Annotated in this window: 19 protein-coding genes and 1 pseudogene; 13 read left to right on the plus strand and 7 right to left on the minus strand. The window is 68.7% G+C overall.

From position 1 onward, the window contains the following. Positions 1-15: 15 nt before the first annotated feature. From JJJ14_RS03050 to JJJ14_RS03060, 3 genes are read right to left on the minus strand one after another with little or no spacing between them, the layout of a single operon-like run. Complete coding sequence (locus JJJ14_RS03050) at positions 16-849, minus strand: ABC transporter permease (RefSeq protein WP_201444649.1); 834 nt, start codon at positions 847-849, stop codon at positions 16-18. Then, complete coding sequence (locus JJJ14_RS03055; protein ID WP_201444650.1) at positions 846-1,916, minus strand: ATP-binding cassette domain-containing protein; 1,071 nt, start codon at positions 1,914-1,916, stop codon at positions 846-848. The genes JJJ14_RS03050 and JJJ14_RS03055 overlap by 4 nt, the downstream gene beginning before the upstream one ends. Positions 1,917-1,974: 58 nt before the next feature. Beyond that, on the minus strand, positions 1,975-2,982 hold the full coding sequence (locus tag JJJ14_RS03060; RefSeq protein WP_201445056.1) for a ketopantoate reductase family protein: 1,008 nt from the start codon (positions 2,980-2,982) through the stop codon (positions 1,975-1,977). Positions 2,983-3,292: 310 nt separating this feature from the next. Here JJJ14_RS03060 and JJJ14_RS03065 point away from each other — a divergent pair, with 310 nt between their 5' ends. Both JJJ14_RS03065 and JJJ14_RS03070 read left to right on the plus strand, forming a co-directional pair. After that, the gene (locus tag JJJ14_RS03065; protein ID WP_201444651.1) at positions 3,293-3,733 is read left to right on the plus strand and encodes a helix-turn-helix domain-containing protein; all 441 of its coding nucleotides are present in this window, start codon (positions 3,293-3,295) and stop codon (positions 3,731-3,733) included. Next, positions 3,714-4,826, plus strand: a complete 1,113-nt coding sequence (locus tag JJJ14_RS03070; RefSeq protein WP_101559526.1) for an alpha/beta fold hydrolase — start codon at positions 3,714-3,716, stop codon at positions 4,824-4,826. Before JJJ14_RS03065 ends, JJJ14_RS03070 begins: the two co-directional genes overlap by 20 nt. Positions 4,827-5,371: 545 nt before the next feature. On the opposite strand, the gene coaA is transcribed toward JJJ14_RS03070, so the two are convergent. Then, on the minus strand, positions 5,372-6,355 hold the full coding sequence (coaA, locus tag JJJ14_RS03075; RefSeq protein WP_101559481.1) for a type I pantothenate kinase: 984 nt from the start codon (positions 6,353-6,355) through the stop codon (positions 5,372-5,374). 172 nt (positions 6,356-6,527) lie between these two features. Between coaA and glmS the strand changes: the two genes are divergently transcribed. After that, positions 6,528-8,432, plus strand: a complete 1,905-nt coding sequence (glmS, locus tag JJJ14_RS03080; protein WP_101559480.1) for a glutamine--fructose-6-phosphate transaminase (isomerizing) — start codon at positions 6,528-6,530, stop codon at positions 8,430-8,432. Between the two features lie 69 nt (positions 8,433-8,501). Here the strand turns inward: glmS and JJJ14_RS03085 are convergent, their stop codons facing one another. Continuing rightward, positions 8,502-8,981, minus strand: coding sequence for a holo-ACP synthase (locus JJJ14_RS03085; RefSeq protein WP_101559479.1), 480 nt, complete (start codon positions 8,979-8,981; stop codon positions 8,502-8,504). A 197-nt stretch (positions 8,982-9,178) separates the two neighbouring features. On the opposite strand from JJJ14_RS03085, the gene JJJ14_RS03090 reads away from it, so the two are divergent. The 9 genes from JJJ14_RS03090 to JJJ14_RS03130 all read left to right on the plus strand — a co-directional run bounded on the left by JJJ14_RS03090 (position 9,179) and on the right by JJJ14_RS03130 (position 19,615). Further along, positions 9,179-11,089 carry a bifunctional ADP-dependent NAD(P)H-hydrate dehydratase/NAD(P)H-hydrate epimerase gene (locus JJJ14_RS03090; protein ID WP_201444652.1) on the plus strand — a complete coding sequence of 637 codons (1,911 nt, stop codon included), beginning with the start codon at positions 9,179-9,181 and terminating at the stop codon, positions 11,087-11,089. A gap of 121 nt (positions 11,090-11,210) precedes the next feature. Further along, a complete protein-coding gene (gene alr / locus JJJ14_RS03095; protein WP_201445057.1) occupies positions 11,211-12,527 on the plus strand; it encodes an alanine racemase in 1,317 nt (438 codons plus the stop codon). 80 nt (positions 12,528-12,607) lie between these two features. Further along, positions 12,608-13,246, plus strand: coding sequence for a tRNA (adenosine(37)-N6)-threonylcarbamoyltransferase complex ATPase subunit type 1 TsaE (gene tsaE, locus JJJ14_RS03100; RefSeq protein ID WP_201444653.1), 639 nt, complete (start codon positions 12,608-12,610; stop codon positions 13,244-13,246). Continuing rightward, positions 13,243-14,301, plus strand: coding sequence for a hypothetical protein (locus tag JJJ14_RS03105; RefSeq protein ID WP_201444654.1), 1,059 nt, complete (start codon positions 13,243-13,245; stop codon positions 14,299-14,301). The genes tsaE and JJJ14_RS03105 overlap by 4 nt, the downstream gene beginning before the upstream one ends. A gap of 9 nt (positions 14,302-14,310) precedes the next feature. After that, on the plus strand, positions 14,311-15,063 hold the full coding sequence (gene tsaB / locus JJJ14_RS03110; protein ID WP_201444655.1) for a tRNA (adenosine(37)-N6)-threonylcarbamoyltransferase complex dimerization subunit type 1 TsaB: 753 nt from the start codon (positions 14,311-14,313) through the stop codon (positions 15,061-15,063). Between the two features lie 25 nt (positions 15,064-15,088). Beyond that, positions 15,089-15,694, plus strand: a complete 606-nt coding sequence (locus JJJ14_RS03115; protein ID WP_201444656.1) for a GNAT family N-acetyltransferase — start codon at positions 15,089-15,091, stop codon at positions 15,692-15,694. 388 nt (positions 15,695-16,082) lie between these two features. Then, a complete protein-coding gene (locus JJJ14_RS03120) occupies positions 16,083-16,835 on the plus strand; it encodes a succinate dehydrogenase cytochrome b subunit (RefSeq protein WP_201445058.1) in 753 nt (250 codons plus the stop codon). A 12-nt stretch (positions 16,836-16,847) separates the two neighbouring features. Beyond that, positions 16,848-18,848: a fumarate reductase/succinate dehydrogenase flavoprotein subunit gene (locus JJJ14_RS03125; RefSeq protein WP_010614570.1), complete on the plus strand. Its 2,001-nt coding sequence runs from the start codon at positions 16,848-16,850 to the stop codon at positions 18,846-18,848. Beyond that, positions 18,845-19,615 carry a succinate dehydrogenase/fumarate reductase iron-sulfur subunit gene (locus tag JJJ14_RS03130; protein WP_003789384.1) on the plus strand — a complete coding sequence of 257 codons (771 nt, stop codon included), beginning with the start codon at positions 18,845-18,847 and terminating at the stop codon, positions 19,613-19,615. Before JJJ14_RS03125 ends, JJJ14_RS03130 begins: the two co-directional genes overlap by 4 nt. A 290-nt stretch (positions 19,616-19,905) precedes the next feature. Here JJJ14_RS03130 and JJJ14_RS03135 read toward each other — a convergent pair whose 3' ends face one another. Next, positions 19,906-20,064 (minus strand): hypothetical protein, encoded by a 159-nt coding sequence (locus tag JJJ14_RS03135; protein ID WP_236592896.1) that lies wholly within the window; start codon positions 20,062-20,064, stop codon positions 19,906-19,908. Between the two features lie 72 nt (positions 20,065-20,136). Between JJJ14_RS03135 and tsaD the strand changes: the two genes are divergently transcribed. Next, positions 20,137-21,183, plus strand: coding sequence for a tRNA (adenosine(37)-N6)-threonylcarbamoyltransferase complex transferase subunit TsaD (gene tsaD, locus JJJ14_RS03140; protein WP_201444657.1), 1,047 nt, complete (start codon positions 20,137-20,139; stop codon positions 21,181-21,183). Here tsaD and JJJ14_RS03145 read toward each other — a convergent pair. Continuing rightward, positions 21,167-21,888 (minus strand): annotated as a pseudogene (locus JJJ14_RS03145) (TetR/AcrR family transcriptional regulator). The gene tsaD and the pseudogene JJJ14_RS03145 overlap by 17 nt on opposite strands. Positions 21,889-21,901 lie beyond the last annotated feature (13 nt).

Consider the following 21,901-nt stretch of genomic DNA (forward strand, 5'->3'; position numbering starts at 1 on the left):
TCCCTGAGGTGCGGCTCAGGCGTTGCGCCGCTGGTAGCGCACGACCGTCAGGGGAGCCATGATGGCCAGGATCAGCAGCGAGCCGATGATCGCGGCCCGCACGTCCCCGGCCGAGCCCGCTGTTCCGTCCAGCAGGTACCGGCCGCCGTCGACGATGTGCGAGACCGGGTTGTGGCGCACGAAGGCCTTGAGCCAGCCCGGTAGCGTCGAGGTGGGCACCATGGCGTTGGACAGGAAGGTCAGCGGGAACAGGACGATCACAGTGAAGGAGGTCACCGCCTGGGCCGAGGAGAACACCGTCCCCAGGAAGAGGAAGATCCAGGCGATGGCCCAGGCGCAGCCCGCCGCCAGGGCGATGGCGCCAATCGTCCCCGACCAGCCGTTGCCAGGCCGGTAGCCCAGGACGTAGCCGGTGAGTACGGTCAGTGAGGTGCAGATGAGGTAACGCAGCACGTCGGAGACCATCGGCCCCAGGACCGGCGCGATACGGGACATCGGCATGGTGCGGAAGCGGTCGAAGACGCCCTTGTCCATGTCCTCGCGCAGGTCCACGCCCACGCTCTGGCTCGTGGTCAAGGCATTCATGATGATGAGACCCGGGACGATCGTGGGCAGGTAGGCCTTGACGTCACCGGCGATGGCGCCGCCGAAGAGCTCGCCGAACAGGACAGTGAACATGACCGGCTGGATGAGGATGTCGTAGAACTCCCCGGGGTTGCGCACCATGGTGATGAGTGAGCGCCAGGACATGGCCAGGGTGTCCGGGACGAGCCGGGCCTCGCTGAAACGCCGGACGCCGGGGGAGAGGGAGCTACTGGTCGGTGCGGTCGCGGTGGTGGGGACGGTCATGACTGCTCCTGAGAGTCTGCGGGACGGGAGGACGAGGAAGCGGGTGATGGCGCCGACAGCGCGGCGACATCGGGTGAGGCCGCGTCATCGTGCTTCGTGGGTTGCCCGGTCAAGGCCATGAAGACCGAGTCCATACTGGGGCGGTCCACCGAGACGGTTCTGGGCGACAATCCGGCGTCGCGTAGGGCCACGAGCACCTCGGTGGCCACCGAGGCCTCGCTCAGCGGCGCCTGCAGGTGGGTGCCCTGGTCGACGGTCGCCGGGGCGTGACCGGTCACCCGCTCGATGATCGCCGCGGTGGCCCCCTGGTCCTCGGGGGTCGCCGGCGTCAGCATGAGGGAGCTGCTGCCCACCCGGTCCTTGAGCTCATCGGGGGTGCCCTCGGCGATGAGCCGTCCGGCATCGATGATGCCGACCCGGTGAGCCAGACGGTCGGCCTCCTCCAGGTACTGAGTGGTCAGCAGGATCGTCGAGCCGCCCTCCACCAGGGAACGGATGACGTCCCACATCTGCTCACGCGTACGCGGGTCCAGACCAGTGGTGGGCTCGTCGAGGAAGATGAGCGGGGGACGGGAGATGAGCGAGACCGCCAGGTCCAGTCGCCGCCGCATCCCACCGGAGTAACCGCTCACCCGCTTGCCGCCTGCCTCGGTCAGGCTGAAGGCGGCCAGCAGCTCCTCGGCCCGCTCCCGCGCCCGACGCCGGCCAAGGCCCAGCAGGCGCCCGAAGAGGCGCAGGTTCTCCGAGCCGGTGAGCGTCTCATCGACGCTGGCGTACTGTCCCGTCACCCCGATGAGGCCGCGCACCGCGTGGCGCTCGCGGACGACGTCGTGCCCCAGGACCATCGCCCGGCCCCGGGTGGGGGCCAACAGGGTGGTCATCATGCGCAGCGCCGTCGACTTGCCGGCACCGTTGGGGCCGAGCAGGCCGTAGACGATGCCGGTGGGGATCTCCAGGTCCAGGCGGTCGACGGCGGTGAAGGAGCCGAAGGTGCGGGTCAGGCCATCTGTCCTGATGGCCGGTGCCTCGCCCGGTGAGAGCGATTCGTTTGCTGTTCGTGTTGCCATGCTGCGAAGGCTGGACCCCGGCGGTTTCACAGCGGCTTCACCGCGACGCCACTCGGTTTCACGCCGTTTCGTTCCGTCCACGGACCATGCCAGGTAGGTGCTGATCGTGACGGGTGGCCTTGTCTTGGGCCGCCTCGTAGCTTCTGTAGAAGATGGGCGCAGAGACTCCGTTGGTCCGGCCCTGCTCGTAGACGGTCCGGCACACGAACAACAGGTCGGCGGTGTTGCCATGCAGTGTCATGATCCGTCGGGTGAGGAGATTCCTGGCGAACATCCGCTTCATGAGGGGTGCGGACACGGCGGTCGGCAGCCGGTAGGCGAGCATCTCGCCGCGGTAGTGCCTCAGATCAACGCCGCGCGAGGCCACGATCCTCGATGCTTCCCGGATCGCCTTGACCACCCGGGCGAGCATCCTGGTAGAGCCCATGAGCTGCTCGGCGGCGCGCGTCGTGTCCTCGACGTCGCCGTACATTGCTGCCACGGCACCGACACCGGCGTTGATCGCCATATGCAGCCAGATCCACTCGAGCATGTCATGGGGGTGCTCGAGGCTGATGCCGCAGGAGCCGAACAGCGCCTCCACCCCCTCGTAGCCCGGGAAACGGGCTCTGTCGTGCCGCTCCAGCATGACGTGGTCGAAGACGCAGCAGGTGAGCCGTTCTCCCGTGATGCTCCCGCCCGCCACCGGGTACCCCAGGAGGACATCGCGGCCGGCCATCAAACGGTCGAGCTCCTCGCGCTCTCCCCAGAACCCGCAGAACAGAAGCACAGGTCCCTCGATCCCACCCGTACGGAGGGCGGCCATTGCCTCGGCGATCCTGCCCTGCGGCACCGAGACCACGATGAGGTCGTAGCTCGTGTGTCCTCGGTGGTGAACGGTGTACTGGTCGCGGGTCAGCGAGCCTTTCGGGTCAGTCCTGCCATCGAGGATCTCGACCTCGAGCGAGCTGACTGAGGCCCTCGTGCTGCTTTGTCGCACCAGGTGCTCGACGTGGTGACCGGCCTTCTGAAAGAGGTATCCGTACGTCGTCCCGATCACCCCCAGACCGACGACGAGGACGTTCATGGGAGCTGTAGGTGTTGCCTGGGTTGTCATGACCGTGAGCCTGTGGCCCTCCGGTTTCAGACCGCCTTCACGGTGGCTTCAGGGACGGGCGCTCAGGACTTGCGCCGCAGGACCCGGCTCATGCGGTGCTCGGCGTCCTTGGCCGGGACCAGGGCTGCCCGCCCCGGGAAGGTCATCAGATCAGGATCGGTGAAGGGCGGGTTCTGGTGTGATTCAAACAGGCGTGGATGCCACTATTTTTAACATGTAAACCTCATCGTGTCTGTTTTGTTTGATTGACGACCATAGTGTGTCGTTTTATCATTCATTTATGATTAGTAGTAACATCGCCGCCTTGCGTAAAAAGCATCGCTGGACTCAGGAAGCATTGGCAAACAAGGTTGGCGTCTCTCGGCAGACCATTGCCAAGTGGGAGGCTCCGGGTGGTAATCCCGACATTTCCTCATGTGTTCGCCTAGCGCAGCTGTTCGATGTTTCGATCGACGATCTTGTCAACGGCGACACTTCATTTGTTGCGATGCTCGATCGCCCCGGCAAATACATATTTGGCACCGTTGTCATCGATCAGGATGGGAGACTCACGCTTCCAGTACGTGCCAGAACGGTTTTCAACATTAAGGCTGGTGACGAGCTCCTACTTATTGGCGACATCGACCGGGGGCTCGCTTTGATGGATACGCAGTTCTTTGTGCAGGCTGCTCGTCACGTGGAGGGGGACCATCGTGCGGCACATGACAATACTGAAAACTAAGCGAAAGAGGGTGCGTGTGCTGATAATCGTTTGCGTCGTGCTTGGCCTGCTTGGGGGAGGTGTGACTTATTATGCTCATCGAAATATGACCTATGATCGGGCAGCGGGGGCGGTTGTTCGTCGTGCTGGTTTTGTTGAAAGGCGTGTAACGTTGCCGAGCGGTGCAATCATTCACTATGGTGAGGGACCGAACAATGGTTCACCGCTCATGTTGGTTCACGGTCAGCAAACAACGTGGAGGGACTATAGTGCGGTGCTTGGAGAGCTATCTCAACGCTATCACGTGTTTGCGGTCGACTGTTATGGTCATGGTGGATCGAGTAAAAATCCGGCAGATTATACGGCGATCAAGAATGCGATTGATTTCGTGTGGTTTATCCAGCACGTTGTCAAGTCTCCTGTCCTGATCTCCGGTCACTCTTCGGGAGGTCTGTTGGCGACCATCGTTGCCGCCAGGGCTCCACAGCTTGTCACTGGTTTATTGATTGAGGATGCGCCATTCTTTGCGACTGAACCTGGAAGGGCCGAGAAGACATTTGCCTGGCTCGGGTTTCGCGATATGCATCATTTTTTGCGAAGCGGTGAACGAAATTTCACCCGCTACTCGCTTGAGCACACCTATCTTGCGCAAGTTCTTGGGAAAAAGAACTTTGATGTGTTTGTTAAGCGGCCTGCCCTCGATTACATGAGGCGTCATCCCGGCGAAATACCGCGTCTTTGGTACTACCCTCCTGAGTTGCATGTCAATGAGTTCTTCGACTTGACGGCTAACTTGCAGGATGGTACGGGCGCCTATGACTTACGATTTGGTGAGACCTTCTATGATTTCTCGTGGTTTGCAGGTTTTAATCAGGTGGAAACGTTGAAGGCTGTGCGCTGTCCGTCAATTATTTTACATGCTGCTCATCCGTCAAACATGCGGGGCTACTATGATGATCGTGGGGTACTGCTCGGTGCTATGGATGATCGTGACGCGTCGCGTGTCCACTCGCTTCTCTCTCGTGGCACTCTAGTCGACAACGTTAAAAGCGGTCATGATATTCATTCTGAACAACCTGAGGTTTTTATCAAGGCCGTCGATGATCTTCGTTAACCTTGTTGCAGGAGTGGGATAGGAGTGTTTTCTGAAAATTAAAATCGGTGCCGACACCACGGTGTTAACGCTGGGTGCTACACTGGACTCTTCGGGGAATCGGCCTGTTGGTGTCCATATCGGTGACAAAGGGATGTTCGAACTCCAGGTCGCGTGAACGAGAACCTTGAAATCATGCGGTTTTGCTTCGTCACCACGAGAACGGTCTGGGCCTTTTGTCACCGATGTGGACATCCTTGGCCCCTCTTCGGGTTGCTGACGGTGCATGTCTGATGCCGGTTCGGGCATGTCCCTCTTCTGGTGCGGTCTACTCCACGAGGGTGGGGATCTACTGGCCAGGGGTTGTGCGCACTGCACGAAGGTCCGACCTACCTGGAGTACACCCAACCCTCCCGCAGTAGCACCCGACCCTCGTGCAGTGCGCGCCCAAGGCCTGCACGGCGACAGCGGGCGGCCCGCCCCTCCAAGGAGCCGGCGGACGACTCCCACCCCCAGGCGGCTCGCCCCCGCTGGAGTCTCAGCGCGAGGACGAGGGGGACGGGCGCTCAGGACTTGCGCAGCAGGACCCGGCTCATGCGGTGCTCGGCGTCCTTGGTCAGGACCAGGGTGGCCCGCCCTCGGGTGGGGGCGATGTTCTCGCGCAGGTTGACCAGGTTGACGCTCTCCCAGATTTCGTTCGCTCCAGCCAGGGCCACGTCGTCGGGGATCTCGGCGAAGCGCCGGAAGTACGAGCCCGGCTGGGTGAAGGCCGTGTGCTTGAGGGTGAGGAACCGGTCCAGATACCAGCGGCGGATGTCGCCGGGGTCGGCGTCGACGTAGATCGAGAAGTCGATGAAGTCGCTCACCGCCAGCGCCGAGGCCCCCGGCCGCGATCCCCGCGGGGCGGGCTGGAGCACGTTGAGTCCCTCCAGCACGAGAATGTCGGGGCGCTCCACCGTCACGTGCCGGTTCGGGACGATGTCGTAGACCGTGTGGGAGTAGACGGGCGCCTGGACGCGCTCGCTACCGGACTTCACTGCCGCGACGAACTCCAGCAGGGCGCGACGGTCGTAGGACTCGGGGAATCCCTTGCGGGCCATGAGTCCGCGCTCCTCAAGGACCCGGTTGGGCAGCAGGAAGCCGTCGGTGGTCACCAGGTCCACCCTGGGCGTATCCGGGAAACGGCCGAGCAAGTGGGCGATGAGGCGCGCCGTCGTCGACTTGCCCACGGCGACCGACCCGGCCACCGCGACAATGAAGGGCGTGGGCGGCTCGCTCACCCCCAGGAAGGCGCCGGTGCGGTGCGCCCGCTCCCGTGAGGTGGCGATGTAGTCCTCCAGCAGAGCGGTCAGGGGCCGGTAGACGGCGTCGACCTCGGCCAGGTCGATGGGGTCACCCAGTCCCCGCAGCTTCTCGACATCGGCCTGGGTCAGCGGCAGCGGCGCCGAGGACGCCAGGGCGGACCACTGGTCCCGGTCCAGCTCAATGTAGGGCGAGGCGCCCGGAATACCCAGGTCACTCGGGTCGCTCAGCTCGGATGTCACCGACACAGTGTCGCAAATGAAGACGCCCGGCGGACAATCCCCGAGGAACGAATGGGGCCCGTCGGGGTGTCGGTGGGGCGCCGACGGGGAACGGGATCACGCAGAGATCACACCGAGATCACATCGACGTGTGCCTGCGCTCGTTGTCAACGCCGCGCCGGCATGATTCGATCGGAGCATGTGTGGAATTGTCGGCCACGTCGGCCCTCTGAGTGAAACTGGTTCCTCCCGTTCCCTGACCGTTCTCATGGATGGCCTCGGCCGTCTGGAGTACCGCGGCTACGACTCTGCGGGCGTCGCGCTGGTGGGGCCCTCCGGCCTGGATGTCGTCAAGGAGGCGGGCAAGCTCTCCGGGCTGCGCGCCATCCTTGAGGCCACCCCGCCGGCTCCCGCCACCGCGGGCATCGGACACACCCGCTGGGCCACCCACGGCGGCCCGACGACGGCCAACGCCCACCCCCACCGCGCCGGCCACCTCGCCGTGGTCCACAACGGCATCATCGAGAACTTCCGCCCGCTGCGCGAGGAGGTCGAGGCCGCCGGGCGCGAGCTCGTCTCCGACACCGACACCGAGGTCGTCGCCCACGTCCTGGACATCGACTTCACCTCCCGTCTGCGCCAGGACCCGTCCGCCGCCTCCGACCCGACCCGGGTCGCCGACCTCCTGGTCGCCTCGATGCAGGCCGTCACCGCCCGCCTCGAGGGCGCCTTCGCGCTGCTGGCCGTCACCGACCTGGCCCCCGCGGCGATCGTCGCCGCCCGCCGCTCCAGCCCCCTGGTCATCGGCCTGGGCGAGGGCGAGAACTTCCTGGGCAGCGACGTCGCCGCCTTCGTCGCCTTCACCAAGAAGGCCGCCGAGGTCGACGACGACCAGGTCCTCCTGCTGACCGCCGACGCCGTCCACGTCTGGGACAAGGACGGTAACGCCGTCGAGCCCAAGACCTGGGAGGTCTCCTGGGACGCCTCCGCCGCCGTCAAGGGCGGCTACGACACCTTCATGGACAAGGAGATCCACGAGCAGCCCACCGCCGTGGCCGACACCCTGCGCGGCCGCGTCGATGAGCGCGGTGAGCTCCAGCTCGACGAGATGCGCATTGACCCCGCCGTCCTGCGCAGCGTCGACAAGATCATCGTCATCGCCTGCGGCACCGCGGCCTACGCCGGGCACGTCGCCAAGTACGCCATCGAGCACTGGTGCCGTATCCCCGTGGAGGTCGAGCTCGCCCACGAGTTCCGCTACCGCGACCCGGTCGTCAGCGAGAAGACCCTGACCGTGGCCATCTCCCAGTCCGGCGAGACCATGGACACCATCCAGGCCGTGCGTCACGCTCGCGAGCAGGGCAGCAAGGTCCTGGCCATCGTCAACACCTACGGCTCGACCATCGCCCGCGAGGCCGACGCCGTCCTCTACACCCACGCCGGCCCGGAGGTCGCCGTGGCCTCCACCAAGGCCTTCCTCGCCCAGATCACCGCCTGCTACCTGCTGGGGCTCTACCTGGCCCAGCTGCGCGGCAACAAGTGGCCCGACGAGGTCGCCGAGTACCTGGACAACCTCGCCGCCATGCCGGACCGCATCCAGCACGTCCTGGACCACGAGGAGGCCCGCGTGCGTGAGCTGGGCTCCGAGCTGGCGGACAAGTCCTCCTTCCTGTTCCTGGGCCGCCACGTCGGCTTCCCGGTGGCGCTGGAAGGGGCGCTCAAGCTCAAGGAGCTCGCCTACGTCCACGCGGAGGGCTTCGCCGCCGGTGAGCTCAAGCACGGCCCGATCGCGCTCATCGAGGAGGGCCTTCCGGTCTTCGTCATCGTGCCCACCCCGCGCCGCCCTGTCCTGCACGACAAGGTCATCTCCAACATCCAGGAGATCCGGGCCCGCGGCGCGCGCACCATTGTCATCGCGGAGGAGGGGGATACCGACGTCGAGCCCTTCGCCGACCACATCATCCGGATGCCCGTCACTCCCACGATCCTGTGGCCGCTGCTGACCGTGGTGCCGCTGCAGATCTTCGCTGCTGCGCTGGCCGGGGCCAAGGGGCTGGATATCGACCAGCCGCGCAACCTGGCCAAGTCCGTGACCGTTGAGTAGGACCGACGCCGAGACGTCGACTCGCCCCGCAACGGTGCCGAGCCCGCAGTCCGGGCTCGGCACCGTCGTCTACAGGGCCGGGCGCAGGGACCGGATCTGCTGCTTCGTGCGGGCCTGTGAGCGCTGAGAGGACAGAGTCAGGTCGTCGTCGTTGTCGACGCGATCGGCCTGGGCGACGACGAAGGCCTGGGCCATACCGCCGTCGTGTGCCAGGGAGATGTGCCAGTGGCCGATGCCGGCCTGGCGGGCGGCCATCGCGGCCGCCCCGGTCAGGCGCAGGCGCGGTGGGGTGCCGGGCGTGGAGGTCACCTCGATGTCCTGGTACTCCCACCCCTGGGGCGCGTCCAGCCCGAGCTCGGCGTAGGCCGACCCCAGGGCCTTGAGAACCGCCTCCTTGGCCGCCAGGCGCGCCCCGAGTGAGGCGGCCCGCTTCTGGCAGGCGGCCAGCTCGGCGGGGGTGAAGAGCCGCTCGCGCAGGCCGGGTACCCGGTCCATGTAGCCTTCGAGGCGGGGGATATCAACCAGGTCGGTCCCTACAGCGCGGATCACTCGGCCATTGTGCCGGGTGAGCGGGCAGCGCGAGGGGTGAACGCGCCACCAATTCTGGAAAAGACAACTTCTTGGCGCTCGGCCGCGGACGGACAAAGCGGACCGGCGGCCACCCGCGAGGTCTTGCTCTGTGAAACTGCCCGTCTCAAAGTCGTGTTGAAGGGGCGAGGAGAGCGGAGCGGAGGACAATGGGACGGATGAGTGACCTCAACGACCTCCCGCGTTCCCACGACGTCACCGACCCCACCACCTGCGCCTGGCCCGCTCAGGAGATAGCGGCCGCGGAGGCCCCTGTCACCGCAGGCACTGACCGCTACATGAGAGCCGCCGCCCACGCGGTGGCCCGGGCGGCGCTGCGCGAGCTGCGCCAAGGAACCGGCAATGCGGGCGCCGCGGTGGCCCCCGCCCGGCCGGTTCCGGCGCCGTTGACCTCGATGAGCCCCATGGGGGTGGCCGCCACCCCAGCCTCACCGCTGTCCCCGGCGACGCCGCTGGGAGGAGCAGGTGAGACGGCGGGGACGCAGACAGGCCCCGGATGGATCTCCGGGGCCCCGGTACTCCTCTTAGTCGGCGGCGGCCACAACGGGGCCGACACCCTCCTGGCTGGAGGTCTGCTCGCCCACAGCGGCTGCGCGGTCAGCGCCGTGCTCGCCACCGAGCACCCCCATCCCGTCGCCCTGGAGGAGGCCCGCGGCCACGGCGTCACCATTCACGGCGCCGGCTACCGCAGCGACGACGGAACCGGCCAGGACTCCGCCGAGGCCGTGGCCGCTATCGAGGCCTTCCTCGTCCACGGCGGACTCGTCCTGGACGGGCTCACCGGCATCGGCGCCACCGGGGCGCTGCGACCTGACGCCGCCGCCCTCATCGCCCCGCTCATCGCCGCCGGGGAGCCGGGGCGTCGCCCGCTGCGCGTCATCGCCGTCGACCTGCCCAGCGGAACCGGCGTCGACGACGGCACAGTGAACGGCCCGGTCCTGGCCGCCGACCGCACCGTCACCTTCACCTGCCTCAAGGGATGCCAGTGCCTGCCCCCGGCCCGGCACCTGTGTGGCGTCGTCGACGTCGTCCCCCTCGGGCTGCCCGCGCCCACGAGCCGGCCCCTGGCCCGCCGCCCCGTCGACGGCGCCCTGGGCGACTACCTGACCCGCGCCGTTGGCGAGCCCGGCCCCGGCGACCACAAGTACACCCGCGGCGTGGTCGGCCTGTGGGCCGGCAGCGAGACCTACCCCGGCGCCGCCGTCCTGGTCGCCAGCGGTGCAGTACGAGCCGGCGCCGGCATGGTGCGCCTGTCCGCCCCCAGGCGCGTGGAGGACCTCGTCCTGGCCGCCCGACCCGAGGTCGTCCCCGCCGCCGGACGCGCTCAGGCGCTCGTCCTGGGGCCGGGCATCGACCCCGCTGACACCACCAGGGCCGATGAGGTGCGGACCGTACTCGCCTCCACCCTGGGTCCCTGCGGCAAAGACCGGCAGTGCCCGACCCGGATCCCCACCGTCGTCGACGCCGGCGCCCTGAGTATCCTGCCCGAGCTCCTCACCGAGGACCTGAGCTGCACACCGCTGCACGTGCTGACCCCGCACGCCGGAGAGGCCTCCGCGCTGCTGAGCGCACTGGCGGACAAAGGGCCGCCGACGCAGGAGACCCGTCGCTGGAGCCGCGAGCGCGTCGAGGCCCACCCGGGGCTCGCCGTCCGCGAGATCTGCCGCCTCACCGGTGCCACCGTCCTGCTCAAAGGGGCCACCACCCTCATCGCCGCGCCGCAGCGCCCCCTGGTCAGCGTGGACGGAGGACCCGGTTGGATGGCGAGCGCCGGAAGCGGGGACGTGCTCGCCGGGATCCTCGGAGCAGTCCTGGCCGGCGCCGCAGCCCTCTGGGAGCAGGGCGCGCCGGACGCCTCCGGGGCGGACCCGGTGCTGGACGCGCTGGTCGACTCGGTGGCCGCCGGCGTCAGGCTGCACGCGCTCGCCGGGGCTTACGCCGCAGCAAGCCCGCAGGGCACCGGGAGCGCGGGGACCGGCGGGCACCCGATCGCCGCCCTGGACATCGCCGCTGCCCTCGGTCCGGCCCGCCTCGAGCTCAACTGGCTCCAGGCGGTGCCCCACGCCTGAGACGTGTCAGCCACGCGGTATCCGTCAGGACTCCTGACCGGAGGCGTGCGCCAGGAAACAGCGGCGCTACCGGCCCCAGTGCGACAATCGCGCCGTGACCACCTCCTTGGACTCAGCCGCAATGCCCCCGTCCGCCGCTCCGCGCCCGGCAGTCGCCCAGTGCGCGCCACCACTGGCGGCCACTACCTCGCGGGCCGTCGTCGACCTGGCGGCTGTGGCCCACAACGGGCGGCGCCTGGCGCAGGTGGCGGGCGTGCCGTGGATGGCCGTGGTCAAGGCCGACGCCTACGGTCACGGGCTGGGGCCGGTCGCTCTGACGGCCCTGTCGGCGGGAGCCTCCTGGCTGGGGGTGGCCCAGCTCGCCGAGGCCCTGACTCTGCGTGCCCTTCTGGACGAGGCCGGTGTGAGCCGCCCGGCGGGGGAGCCCGCCTCGCAGGCCCCCCGGCTCCTCACCTGGCTCCTGCCCGTCACGGAGCCTGACCGAGCGGCCGCCGAGGACTCGCCCCTGCGTGCCGCCCTGGCGGCCGACCTGGACCTGTCGGTCTCCACCCTGCCCCAGTTCGAGACCCTGTCTGCGGCGGCCCGGGCGCAGGGGAGGGCGGCGCGTCTCCATCTCAAGGTCGACACCGGCATGTCGCGCGGCGGTGCCACCGTCGAGGAGCTGCCCGCCCTGGCCGCCGCGCTGAGGCGGGCCGAGGATGAGGGAACGGTCGACGTCGTCGGCCTGTGGTCGCACCTGTCGCGCGCCGACGAGCCGGCCAGCGGCTCCACCGAGGAGCACCTGGAGCGCTACCGGCAGGCCGAGCAGGTCGTACGAGACGCCGGCCTCAACCCACCCACTCACCACCTTGCTGCCACCGGAGGACTCCTGTGGCACCCGCAGGCCCGCATGGACCTGGTGCGTGTGGGGATCGGCCTGTACGGGCTGAGTCCCGACCCCTCCGTGGCCACCGGCGCCGAGCTCGGGCTGCGGCCCGCCATGCGCCTGGAGTCCCCGCTGGTGCAGGTCAAGCGCATCGAGGCCGGGCAGGCCGTCTCCTACGGGGGGACCTGGAGCGCCCCCACTGATCGCTGGGTGGGGCTCGTGCCCCTGGGCTACTCCGACGGCATCCCGCGCGCCGCCAGCTCCGCCGGTCCCGTGGGAGTCGGCAGCCTCATGACCTCCGTCGTGGGGCGGGTGTGCATGGACCAGGTGGTTATCGACCTCGGCCCGGCCGTGGACGAGACCGGCGCGCCCCTGCCGGCAGCGGCCCGGGTCGGGGACACCGCCGTGCTCTGGGGAGCCCCCGCGGTATCAGACCAGGAGGCCGTCCCCACCGCGGATGAGTGGGCGCAGGCCTGCGGCACCATCAACTACGAGATCGTGACCCGGTTGGGAGCTCGTGTCCCGCGCTGCTACGTCGGGGAATCCGGCACCGGCGACTACTCTCGACCCTAGACAGCAGACGTCGGATATCGCCGGTCCCCGCCGGGCCGACCGGTTCCACCATCGGAGCCATGCATGGAAGAGGAGGGAATATGAGCCCAGCGCCGCACACACCGCAGACCGCCCCCGGGATCACCGTCGCCACCGGCGACGCCGAAGAGACCCGGGCACTGGGGGCCCGCCTGGCCCGCCTGCTGCGCGCCGGTGACCTCGTGATGCTCTCCGGGGGGCTGGGGGCCGGCAAGACCACGCTCGCCCAGGGCATCGGCGCAGCCCTTGAGGTGCGTGGCCGGGTCTCCTCACCCACCTTCATCATCGCCCGCGTGCACCCCGCCCTGTCCGACGGCCCCGACCTCATCCACGTGGACGCCTACCGGATCACCTCCCTGGAGGAGATCGACGCCCTCGACCTGGACTCCTCCCTGGAACGGGCCGTCACCCTGGTCGAGTGGGGCGAGGAGAAGGTCGAGGCCCTGAGCCCCGACCGCCTGGAGATCCAGGTGCTGCGCCCCCACGGAGCCGTGCGCGCCGAGCACCCGCAGCCCGACGACGCCCCCGCCGGGGCGGAGTCTCCCGCCGGCTCGGTGGCCGGGGAGCCGGTCGTGGACCTCGGCGAGGTCGACGACGGCAACCGGACGATCATCGTGCGCGCCGTCGGTCCGCGCTGGGCCGACGTCGACCTGAGCGCACTGGGAGCAGACGCCTCCTGCCAGCCGGGAGTGCCGCTGTGAACACTCCCGCCACCGTGGCACCGGTCCGCAACGCCATCCCCATCCGGGCCGCTCAGCGCTCCCGGCGTCCCCGGCGTTCTCGGCGCCTGATCCTGCCGACTGCGGCGGCGACGCTCCTGGGTGTCTGTCTCCTGACCCCGGGGCCGGCCCGCGCCGTTGCCGACACCGGCCCCCGCCCCGTGCCGATCACGTCGGCCGGCGGCGTGGCGGGTGTCCCAGCCGACGCCGACTCGCGTGACGAGGCCAAGGCGCTCATGGAGAGCGAGTGCGTGGCGCAGGTGCGTCAGAGCACCGGCGAGCAGGGCGAGATCACGGTGGGTGAACCGCGCAGCGTCTACACCTGGGCCTCCGGCTTCCTCGACGGCTCCCAGCCCTCCGCCCAACCCGTCGACACCGGCGACTGGGCCGCGACCGTCTCCTCGGGCGGCAAGCCCGTCGGTCTTCTCGAGGTGGTCCATGACAAGGGGCACGCCACCTGCACCCCCGTCTTTGACGACGACCTGGCCACCGACGTCGACCAGATGGGCGAGGCCCACCTCGTCCACGACCGCAACGCCAACGCCTGGTACTCGCTGAGTGGCACCACGGTGACGGCGATGGGGGAGGCCGCCACGCGGCGCCTGGCCGGCCCCATCGAGCTGCGCGACTACGGAGAGATCCTGCGTGAGCGCGCCGGGTCCAAGCCCAAGACCTCTGCCGCTCAGAGCGAGGAGCGTTCCACTACGGGGGGCTGGGCGATCTGGGGGCCGGTCCTGGCGGTCGTCGTCGTCGGGATCGTCACCGTCATCATCACGGTCCGTCACGAGCGCAAGGTGACTGCCCCGCTGCGCCAGGCCCGCAACCGCGCCGACATGGCCGAGCGCGCCGACCGGCTCAGCCGGAACGAGTTCGACACCCAGGGCGCCGCAGTACGGCGGGGCATCCCCCGCGCCGCCATCGACCTGTCCCTCCTGGGGGACGGGGCCGAGGACGACGCCGACGCGACCGCCGGTGAGACCCTGGGGGACACGATCCCCGAGAGCCGCGTCAACCTGCCGCGAGACCCGAGGGCATAGGCTGGTCCGGTGCGAATCCTCTCCATCGACTCCTCCCTGGGGACTCAGGTCGCGGTCGTCGACGCCGCCCCCGCCGCCACACGCGCCCTGCAGGTGCTGAGCCAGGACGAACAGGCCGATACCCGCCGTCACGCCGAGTCCCTCGGACAGATGCTCTCCCAGGCCATGTCTGCTCCCGAGGCGGCCGAGCGCCCGCTGGACGCCGTGGTCGCCGCCACCGGACCGGCCCCCTTCACCGGTCTGCGCGCGGGCCTGGTGACGGCCGGGGTCGTCGGGCGCACCCGGGGCATCCCCGTTCACGGTGTCTCCAGCCTCGACGCCGTCGCCCGCCGCGCCCTGGACGAGCTCGGAGCCCAGGAGGGGCAGGCGGATCCGGTCGTCCTGGTCGCCACCGACGCCCGCAGGCGCGAGGTCTATACGGCACTCTTCCGCGCCAACGGTCCCGACGACGTCACCCGCCTGACCGAGATCATCGTCTGCCCCCCGGCCCAGGTCGCCCAGCGCCTCGCCGAGCAGGCACCGGGACCGGGCGGGGGGAGTGGAAGCATCGACGTCGTGGCCGGCTCCGGCGCTGTTCTCTACCCCGAGCTGGTGGAGACGGCCTCCTGCCGCGAGGCCCTGGCTCCCGTCTCCGGTGACGTCCTGACCCAGGTGCGCATCGCCCTGGCCCGCCTCGAGCGCGGCGAGGAGCTGAGCACTCAGCCGCTCTACCTGCGCCACGCCGACGTGCAGATGCCCGCTGCCCGCAAGCGCGTGCACTGACACCGGGGTGAAGAAGGACACTGAGGTGCCCGAGGCGACCGGAGCGGGCCGGGCCCCCGGTCTGCGGGAGATGGCGGCGGGGGACCTGGAGGCCGTCGCCCGACTCGAGGGCGAGCTCTTCGGAGCCGAGGCCTGGAGCCGAGACCTGCTGGCCGCCGAGCTGGCGGCCTCCCACGGGCCGATGGCGGACCGCCGCTACGTCGTCGTCGAGTCCGAAGAGAGCGATGGCGACGGTGACGCCTATGACCCCGCGGATTGCGCTGTTGGAACCGGGGCGCACGGGCCACGGCTCCTGGGCTACGCCGGGCTCTACCACGCCGGCGGTCTGACCAGTGCGGACCTGCTGACCATCGCCACCATCCCGGCCGCGCGCGGACGAGGGATCGCCTCCCTCATGCTCACCGAGCTCGTCTCCACCGCCCGAGAGGCGGGCTGCCCCGATGTCCTGCTGGAGGTGCGCCAGTCCAACGAGGCCGCCCAGCGGCTCTACACCAGGCACGGCTTCGTCCCCATTGGCCGGCGCCGCCGCTACTACCAGGTGCCGCCGGAGGACGCCGTGGTCATGCGTCTGACCCTGCGCCCGCGCCCGGGGCCGGTGGGGGCCGAGGCCGGTGAGCCCGGCGAGACCTGAGTCCGTGGGGCGTCTCACCGGGAGCAAGCCCCAGAGTCCGACTGGACGGATTGCGCTGGGCCTTAAGAAGCAGATGGATGCTGCAGCGACCGGAGATAAACACGGGCCGCGGGAGGACAAGCGGTGAGTGTCGGCCACTTCACAGATTTGTCTGACGCCCCCGTGACGAAAAGGAGGCCTCAGACGTCGGCGTCAGCATATTCCGCGGCGTTGAATGACGAATCGAGACCCGTTGAGATCCCCAGGATTCCGCGGATCGTCTCCCCAACATCGCTGGTGGGGGCGCAGATGGGGCCTACGGGACCTGGTGCCCGGCTAGCCTTCTGCCGTGGCCAAAACATCTGCTCCTTCCCTGAAGAGGCGGACCGCCTTCTCCACGACCGTCTTCATGAAGCGCATGATGGCGATCTCGGGACTGGTGTTCCTGTTCTTCGTACTCTTCCACGCCTACGGCAACCTGCACTACTTCGAGGGTGAGGTCGCCTACGATCACTACGCCGTGTTCCTGCGAGCACTGCTGGTGCCGATCATGCCCTACGGCGGTGTCCTGTGGATCCTCCGCCTGGCTCTCATCGCCTGCCTCCTGGCTCACGCCGGCAGCGCCTTCCACCTGTGGGCGCGCAACAAGCGGGCCCGCGGCAACGACAAGTACGCCGTCAAGAAGCCCGGCGCCGAGTACTTCGCCTCCCGCTACGCCATGCGCACCATGCGCTGGGGCGGTGTCATCCTCCTGCTGTTCATCATCTGGCACATCCTGCAGTACACCACCCTGTCACTGACGCCGGGGGGACACTACGTGCACGGACGGGCCTACCTCAACATGTACTACGGCTTCCAGCTGTGGTGGGTGTGGCTCATCTACGCGGTCGCTCTGGCCGCCCTGTGCCTGCACGTGTGGCACGGCGTGTGGTCCGCCCTGCAGACGCTGGGCGCGGTGCGGGGGAACACCGTCCCCTTCATCCGGCTGATCGCCTTCGTGCTGGCCTTCGCGCTGTTCGCCGCCTTCATGGCTGTTCCGACGGCGATCCTCTTCGGCTATGTCGATGCCCCCATGGCCACTGGCGACTACTACCCGCAGTTCTGTGACGCGATCGGCTCCTCCGCCGAGCACTTCGCCGAGTGTGTTGCGGCGACCCACTGAGAGTGAACGACTATGACTGAACTCATCGACGGCCTGTACTACGAGGGCGAGAAGATCGCCGACACCAAGGCCCCCCACTCCGTCCCGATCGACCGGCGCTGGGAGCAGCGCAAGTTCGAGGCCAAGCTGGTCAACCCCGCCAACCGCCGCAAGCTGGACATCATCGTCGTCGGCTCCGGCCTGGCCGGCGGCGCCGCGGCCGCCTCCCTGGGCGAGCAGGGCTACAACGTCAAGGTCTTCTTCTACCAGGACTCGGCCCGCCGCGCACACTCCATCGCCGCCCAGGGCGGTATCAACGCCGCGAAGAACTACCGCAACGACGGGGACTCCGTCTACCGGCTCTTCTACGACACGGTCAAGGGTGGTGACTACCGCGCCCGCGAGGACAACGTCTACCGCCTGGCGGAGGTCAGCGCCAACATCATCGACCAGTGCGTGGCCCAGGGTGTCCCCTTCGCCCGCGAGTACGGCGGTCTGCTGGACAACCGTTCCTTCGGTGGCGTGCAGGTCTCCCGTACCTTCTACGCCCGCGGCCAGACCGGCCAGCAGCTCCTCATCGGTGCCTATCAGGCCCTCGAGCGTCAGGTGCACGCCGGCACGGTCAAGGAGTTCCGTCGCCACGAGATGGTCGAGCTCATCATCGTCGACGGTCGCGCCCGTGGCATCGTCACCCGCGACATGGTCTCCGGGAAGATCGAGACCCACCTGGCCGACGCTGTCGTGCTGGCCAGTGGCGGCTACGGCAACGTGTTCTTCCTGTCGACCAACGCGATGGGGTGCAACGCCACCGCCGTGTGGCGCGCGCACCGCAAGGGCGCCTACTTCGCCAACCCCTGCTACACGCAGATCCACCCCACCTGCATCCCGCAGTCCGGGGACTTCCAGTCCAAGCTCACCCTCATGAGTGAGTCCCTGCGCAACGACGGACGCATCTGGGTGCCCAAGAAGGCCGAGGACTGCGACAAGGACCCGCGCGACATTCCCGAGGAGGCGCGGGACTACTACCTCGAGCGCATCTACCCGGCCTTCGGCAACCTCGTGCCGCGTGACATCGCCTCGCGCCAGGCCAAGAACATGTGCGACGAGGGTCGTGGCGTGGGGCCGGCCATCAAGGAGCGCGACGCCAACGGCAACGAGCGGATGATGCGTCGCGGCGTCTACCTGGACTTCTCCGAGGCCATCAACCGCCTGGGCAAGGACGCCGTCTCGGCCCGCTACGGCAACCTGTTCGAGATGTACCAGCGCATCACCGGGGACGACCCCTACGAGGTCCCCATGCGCATTTACCCAGCCGTGCACTACACGATGGGTGGCCTGTGGGTGGACTACGACCTGGAGTCCAACGTCCCGGGCCTCTACATCGCCGGAGAGGCCAACTTCTCCGACCACGGCGCCAACCGCCTGGGTGCCTCCGCCCTCATGCAGGGGCTGGCCGACGGCTACTTCGTCCTGCCCGACACCATGAACGACTACCTGGCGGACATGCTGCGCCTGGGCAAGGTCGACCCCAACGCCCCGGAGATCGCCGAGGCCAAGCGCTCCGTCGAGGAGCGCGTCGCCCGCCTCATGGCTCTTCGCGGCACCCGCAGTGTGGACGACTTCCACATGGCCCTGGGCCGCATCATGTGGGAGTACTGCGGCATGGAACGGCGCGATGCCGGGCTGCGCGACGCCATTGGGCAGATCCGGGCCCTCAAGGAGGAGTTCTGGCGCGACGCCCGCATCACGGGCCAGGCCGACGAGCTCAACCAGGCCCTGGAGAAGGCCGGCCGACTGCTGGACTTCTTCGAGCTGGCCGAGCTCATGTGCATCGACGCCCTGCACCGGCGGGAGTCCTGCGGTGGCCACTTCCGGGCGGAGTCCCAGACTCCCGAGGGTGAGGCCCTGCGGCACGATGACGAGTTCCTCTACGTCGCCGCCTGGGAGTGGGGCGGGGAGAACCAGCCGCCGATCCTCCACAAGGAGGACCTCGTCTACAAGGACATCGAGCTCAAGCAGCGGAGTTACAAGTGAACATCAAGCTCAAGATCTGGCGCCAGAAGAACCAGGACTCGAAGGGCCACTTCGAGGAGTACGCCATGAGTGGGATCGAGGAGCACATGAGCTTCCTCGAGGTCCTCGACCTGCTCAACGAGCAGCTCTTCGCCGAGGGCAAGGAGCCGGTGGCCTTCGACTCCGACTGCCGCGAGGGCATCTGCGGTCAGTGCGGTGTGGTCATCAACGGGCAGGCCCACGGGCCCATCCGCTCGACCACCTGCCAGCTGCACATGCGCCACCTGGCGGAGGACCCCTCCTTCAAGGACGGTTCCACCATCACGATCGAACCGTGGCGCTCCACCGGCTTCCCGGTGCTGCGCGACCTCATCGTGGACCGCTCCGCCCTGGACCGCATCGTCCAGGCCGGTGGCTACATCTCGGTCAACACCGGTGGGGCCCCGGAGGCCCACTCGGTGCCCGTGCAGAAGGAGAAGGCCGACGCCGCCTTCGAGGCGGCCGCCTGCATCGGCTGCGGTGCCTGCGTGGCGGCGTGCCCCAACGCCTCGGCCATGCTGTTCACCGGTGCGAAGATCTCGCACCTGGGTCTGCTGCCGCAGGGTCAGCCCGAGCGCCTGGCCCGCGTGGTGAGCATGCTCAACCAGCACGATGCCGAAGGCTTCGGCGGCTGCACGAACATCGGCGAGTGTGCGGCCGTGTGCCCCAAGTCGGTTCCGCTCGAGGTCATCTCGCGCCTCAACCGGGATCTCGGCCACGCCCTGTGGAAGGGCCAGCACGCCCACTGATCCACCTGCCTCACTCCATACCGAGCCGGGCACGTCTCGCGTCGTCCTCCAGACATTCTGTCGGGGATCGCGAGAAGTGCCCGGCTCGGTGGTGTTCTACGTGCATACCTTCTACCAGCGCACGCCGGTGGGGGCATTCTGCGCGTGCGGGGGCATTCTCTTCCGGACGGGGGCATGTTGCGCGTACGGTGACAGGATTGCTGTCCCCGACGGCGTCGAATGGCCCCGCCCGGAACGACGCGCGCCCGGCCGCGTGGAATGTCCCCGCCCGTGAAGTGCCCGGCTCGGCGTTAATGGATGGTGAAGGTGATCCCGGTGAAGTCCGCGATGCGGGGGACGTGCGAGCTGGCCTCGGGGACGCCGTCGCCCACGAGGAGGACCTGTGCGCCGGCGCGCCGGGCGGAGGTCACCAGGGCCAGCGGAACGCGGGCATCGATCAGGGCTGTCATGAAGGCTGCGGCACCCGAGGCCTCGATAGGCGCCTGTTCGGCGTCCGTCTCTCCAGGCGATAGTCTGGCCCCGTGAGCGACCCTCTCATTCTCGGTATCGAGTCCACCTGCGACGAGACTGGCGTGGCCCTCGTGCGCGGCCGCGAGCTCCTCGCCGACGTCACCGCCACCTCCATGGACCAGTACGCGCGCTTCGGCGGCATCATCCCCGAGATCGCCTCACGCGCCCACCTGGAGTCCTTCCTGCCGACCCTCGACGCCGCGCTGGAGAAGGCCGGTGTCGACCTCAGCGAGGTCGATGCCGTCGCCGTGTGCGCCGGTCCCGGACTCATCGGCTCCCTGACCGTCGGCATCTCCGCCGCCAAGGCCCTGGCCGCGAGCCTGAACCGGCCGATCTACGGCGTCAACCACGTCATCGGGCACTTGGCGGTCGATGAGCTGGTTGACGGCCCCCTGCCGGAGCATTTCGTCGGACTCATCGTCTCCGGCGGCCACTCCAACCTCCTGAGCATCCGTAACGTCGCCACCGACGTCGTCGAGCTCGGCGGCACTCTCGACGACGCCGCCGGTGAGGCCTTCGACAAGGTCGGCCGGCTCCTGGGCCTGCCCTACCCCGGTGGCCCGCACGTGGACCGGCTCTCCCAGGAGGGCGACCGCGGCGCCATCCGCTTCCCCCGGGGGCTGGCCGCGGGCAAGGACAAGGAGCGCCACCGCTACGACTTCTCCTTCTCCGGTCTCAAGACCGCCGTGGCCCGCTACGTGGAGTCTCTGGAGGACTTAGACCAGAAGGTGCCCAGTGCTGACGTCTGCGCCGCCTTCTCCGAGGCCGTCAACGACTCCCTGACGGCCAAGGCGGTCCAGGCCTGCCTGGACACCGGCTGCGACACGCTCGTCGTCGGGGGAGGGTACTCGGCCAACTCCCGCCTGCGCTCCCTGGCGGCCGAGCGCTGCGAGGAGGCCGGCATCACCCTGCGCCTGCCACCACTGCGCTTCTGCACCGACAACGGCGCCCAGATCGCAGCCCTGGGGTCAGCGGCCGTGCGCGCCGGTGTCGCCCCCAGCCCCATGGACTTCGCCCCGGACTCGGGGATGCCGCTGGACGTCAGCGTCGCCCACTGACGTCGCCCCCTGACGCCGACTGCCCTCCCGTATCCGTTGCGCTCGGGGGCAGGCCCACGGCCACTCCCCGGATGATGATCTCGATCTTGCGGTCCAGGCCGCCGCGCTCCAGCCAGCTCTCGTTGGGCGTCAGCGCCTCGGGCAGGGGAGGGTTCCCGGCGGCGGCCGCGAACCGGCTGGTCTCCTCCAGTCCTGTGGGGCCGCCCAGCCCCGAGGAGGCCACGGGGGAGCGCATGACCTCAATCTGCGCGTGCGTGGAGATGACGGTGTCGCCGACGAAGTCCAGGACCACCCCGGCCTCCTCGACCCCCAGGCCGCCGTCGACCAGGACCTGGCACGCCTGGGCCACGGGGGCGGCGAAGAGCTGGTGGGCCCACGGCACCCCCATGATGACTCCGGCCAGGCCGGGGTAGCGCTCCAGCATCGCCCAGATGGCCTCGGCGTGGGCCCGCACCGCATCGGGCCAGCGCCTCCCGGCGCCCGGAGTCTCCACCTCGGCGGCGATCCTCTCCAGGCAGGCGGCCAGCAGATCCTCGCGCGAGGAGATCGTGCGGTACAGCCCGGAGACCGCCACCCCCAGGTGTTGGCCACCGCCGTGAGCGTGAACTCCGCGATGCCGATCCCGAGGGCGGCATCGACGACGTCGTCGCGCGAGAAGCCCGGTCTCGGTCCGGTCGGTCGGCCCAGTCGCGCAGATCGTGTCATGGCAGCACCGTAG

The organism is Actinomyces sp. HMT 175 (genome assembly GCF_016694895.1).
Lineage (GTDB): Bacteria > Actinomycetota > Actinomycetes > Actinomycetales > Actinomycetaceae > Actinomyces > Actinomyces oris.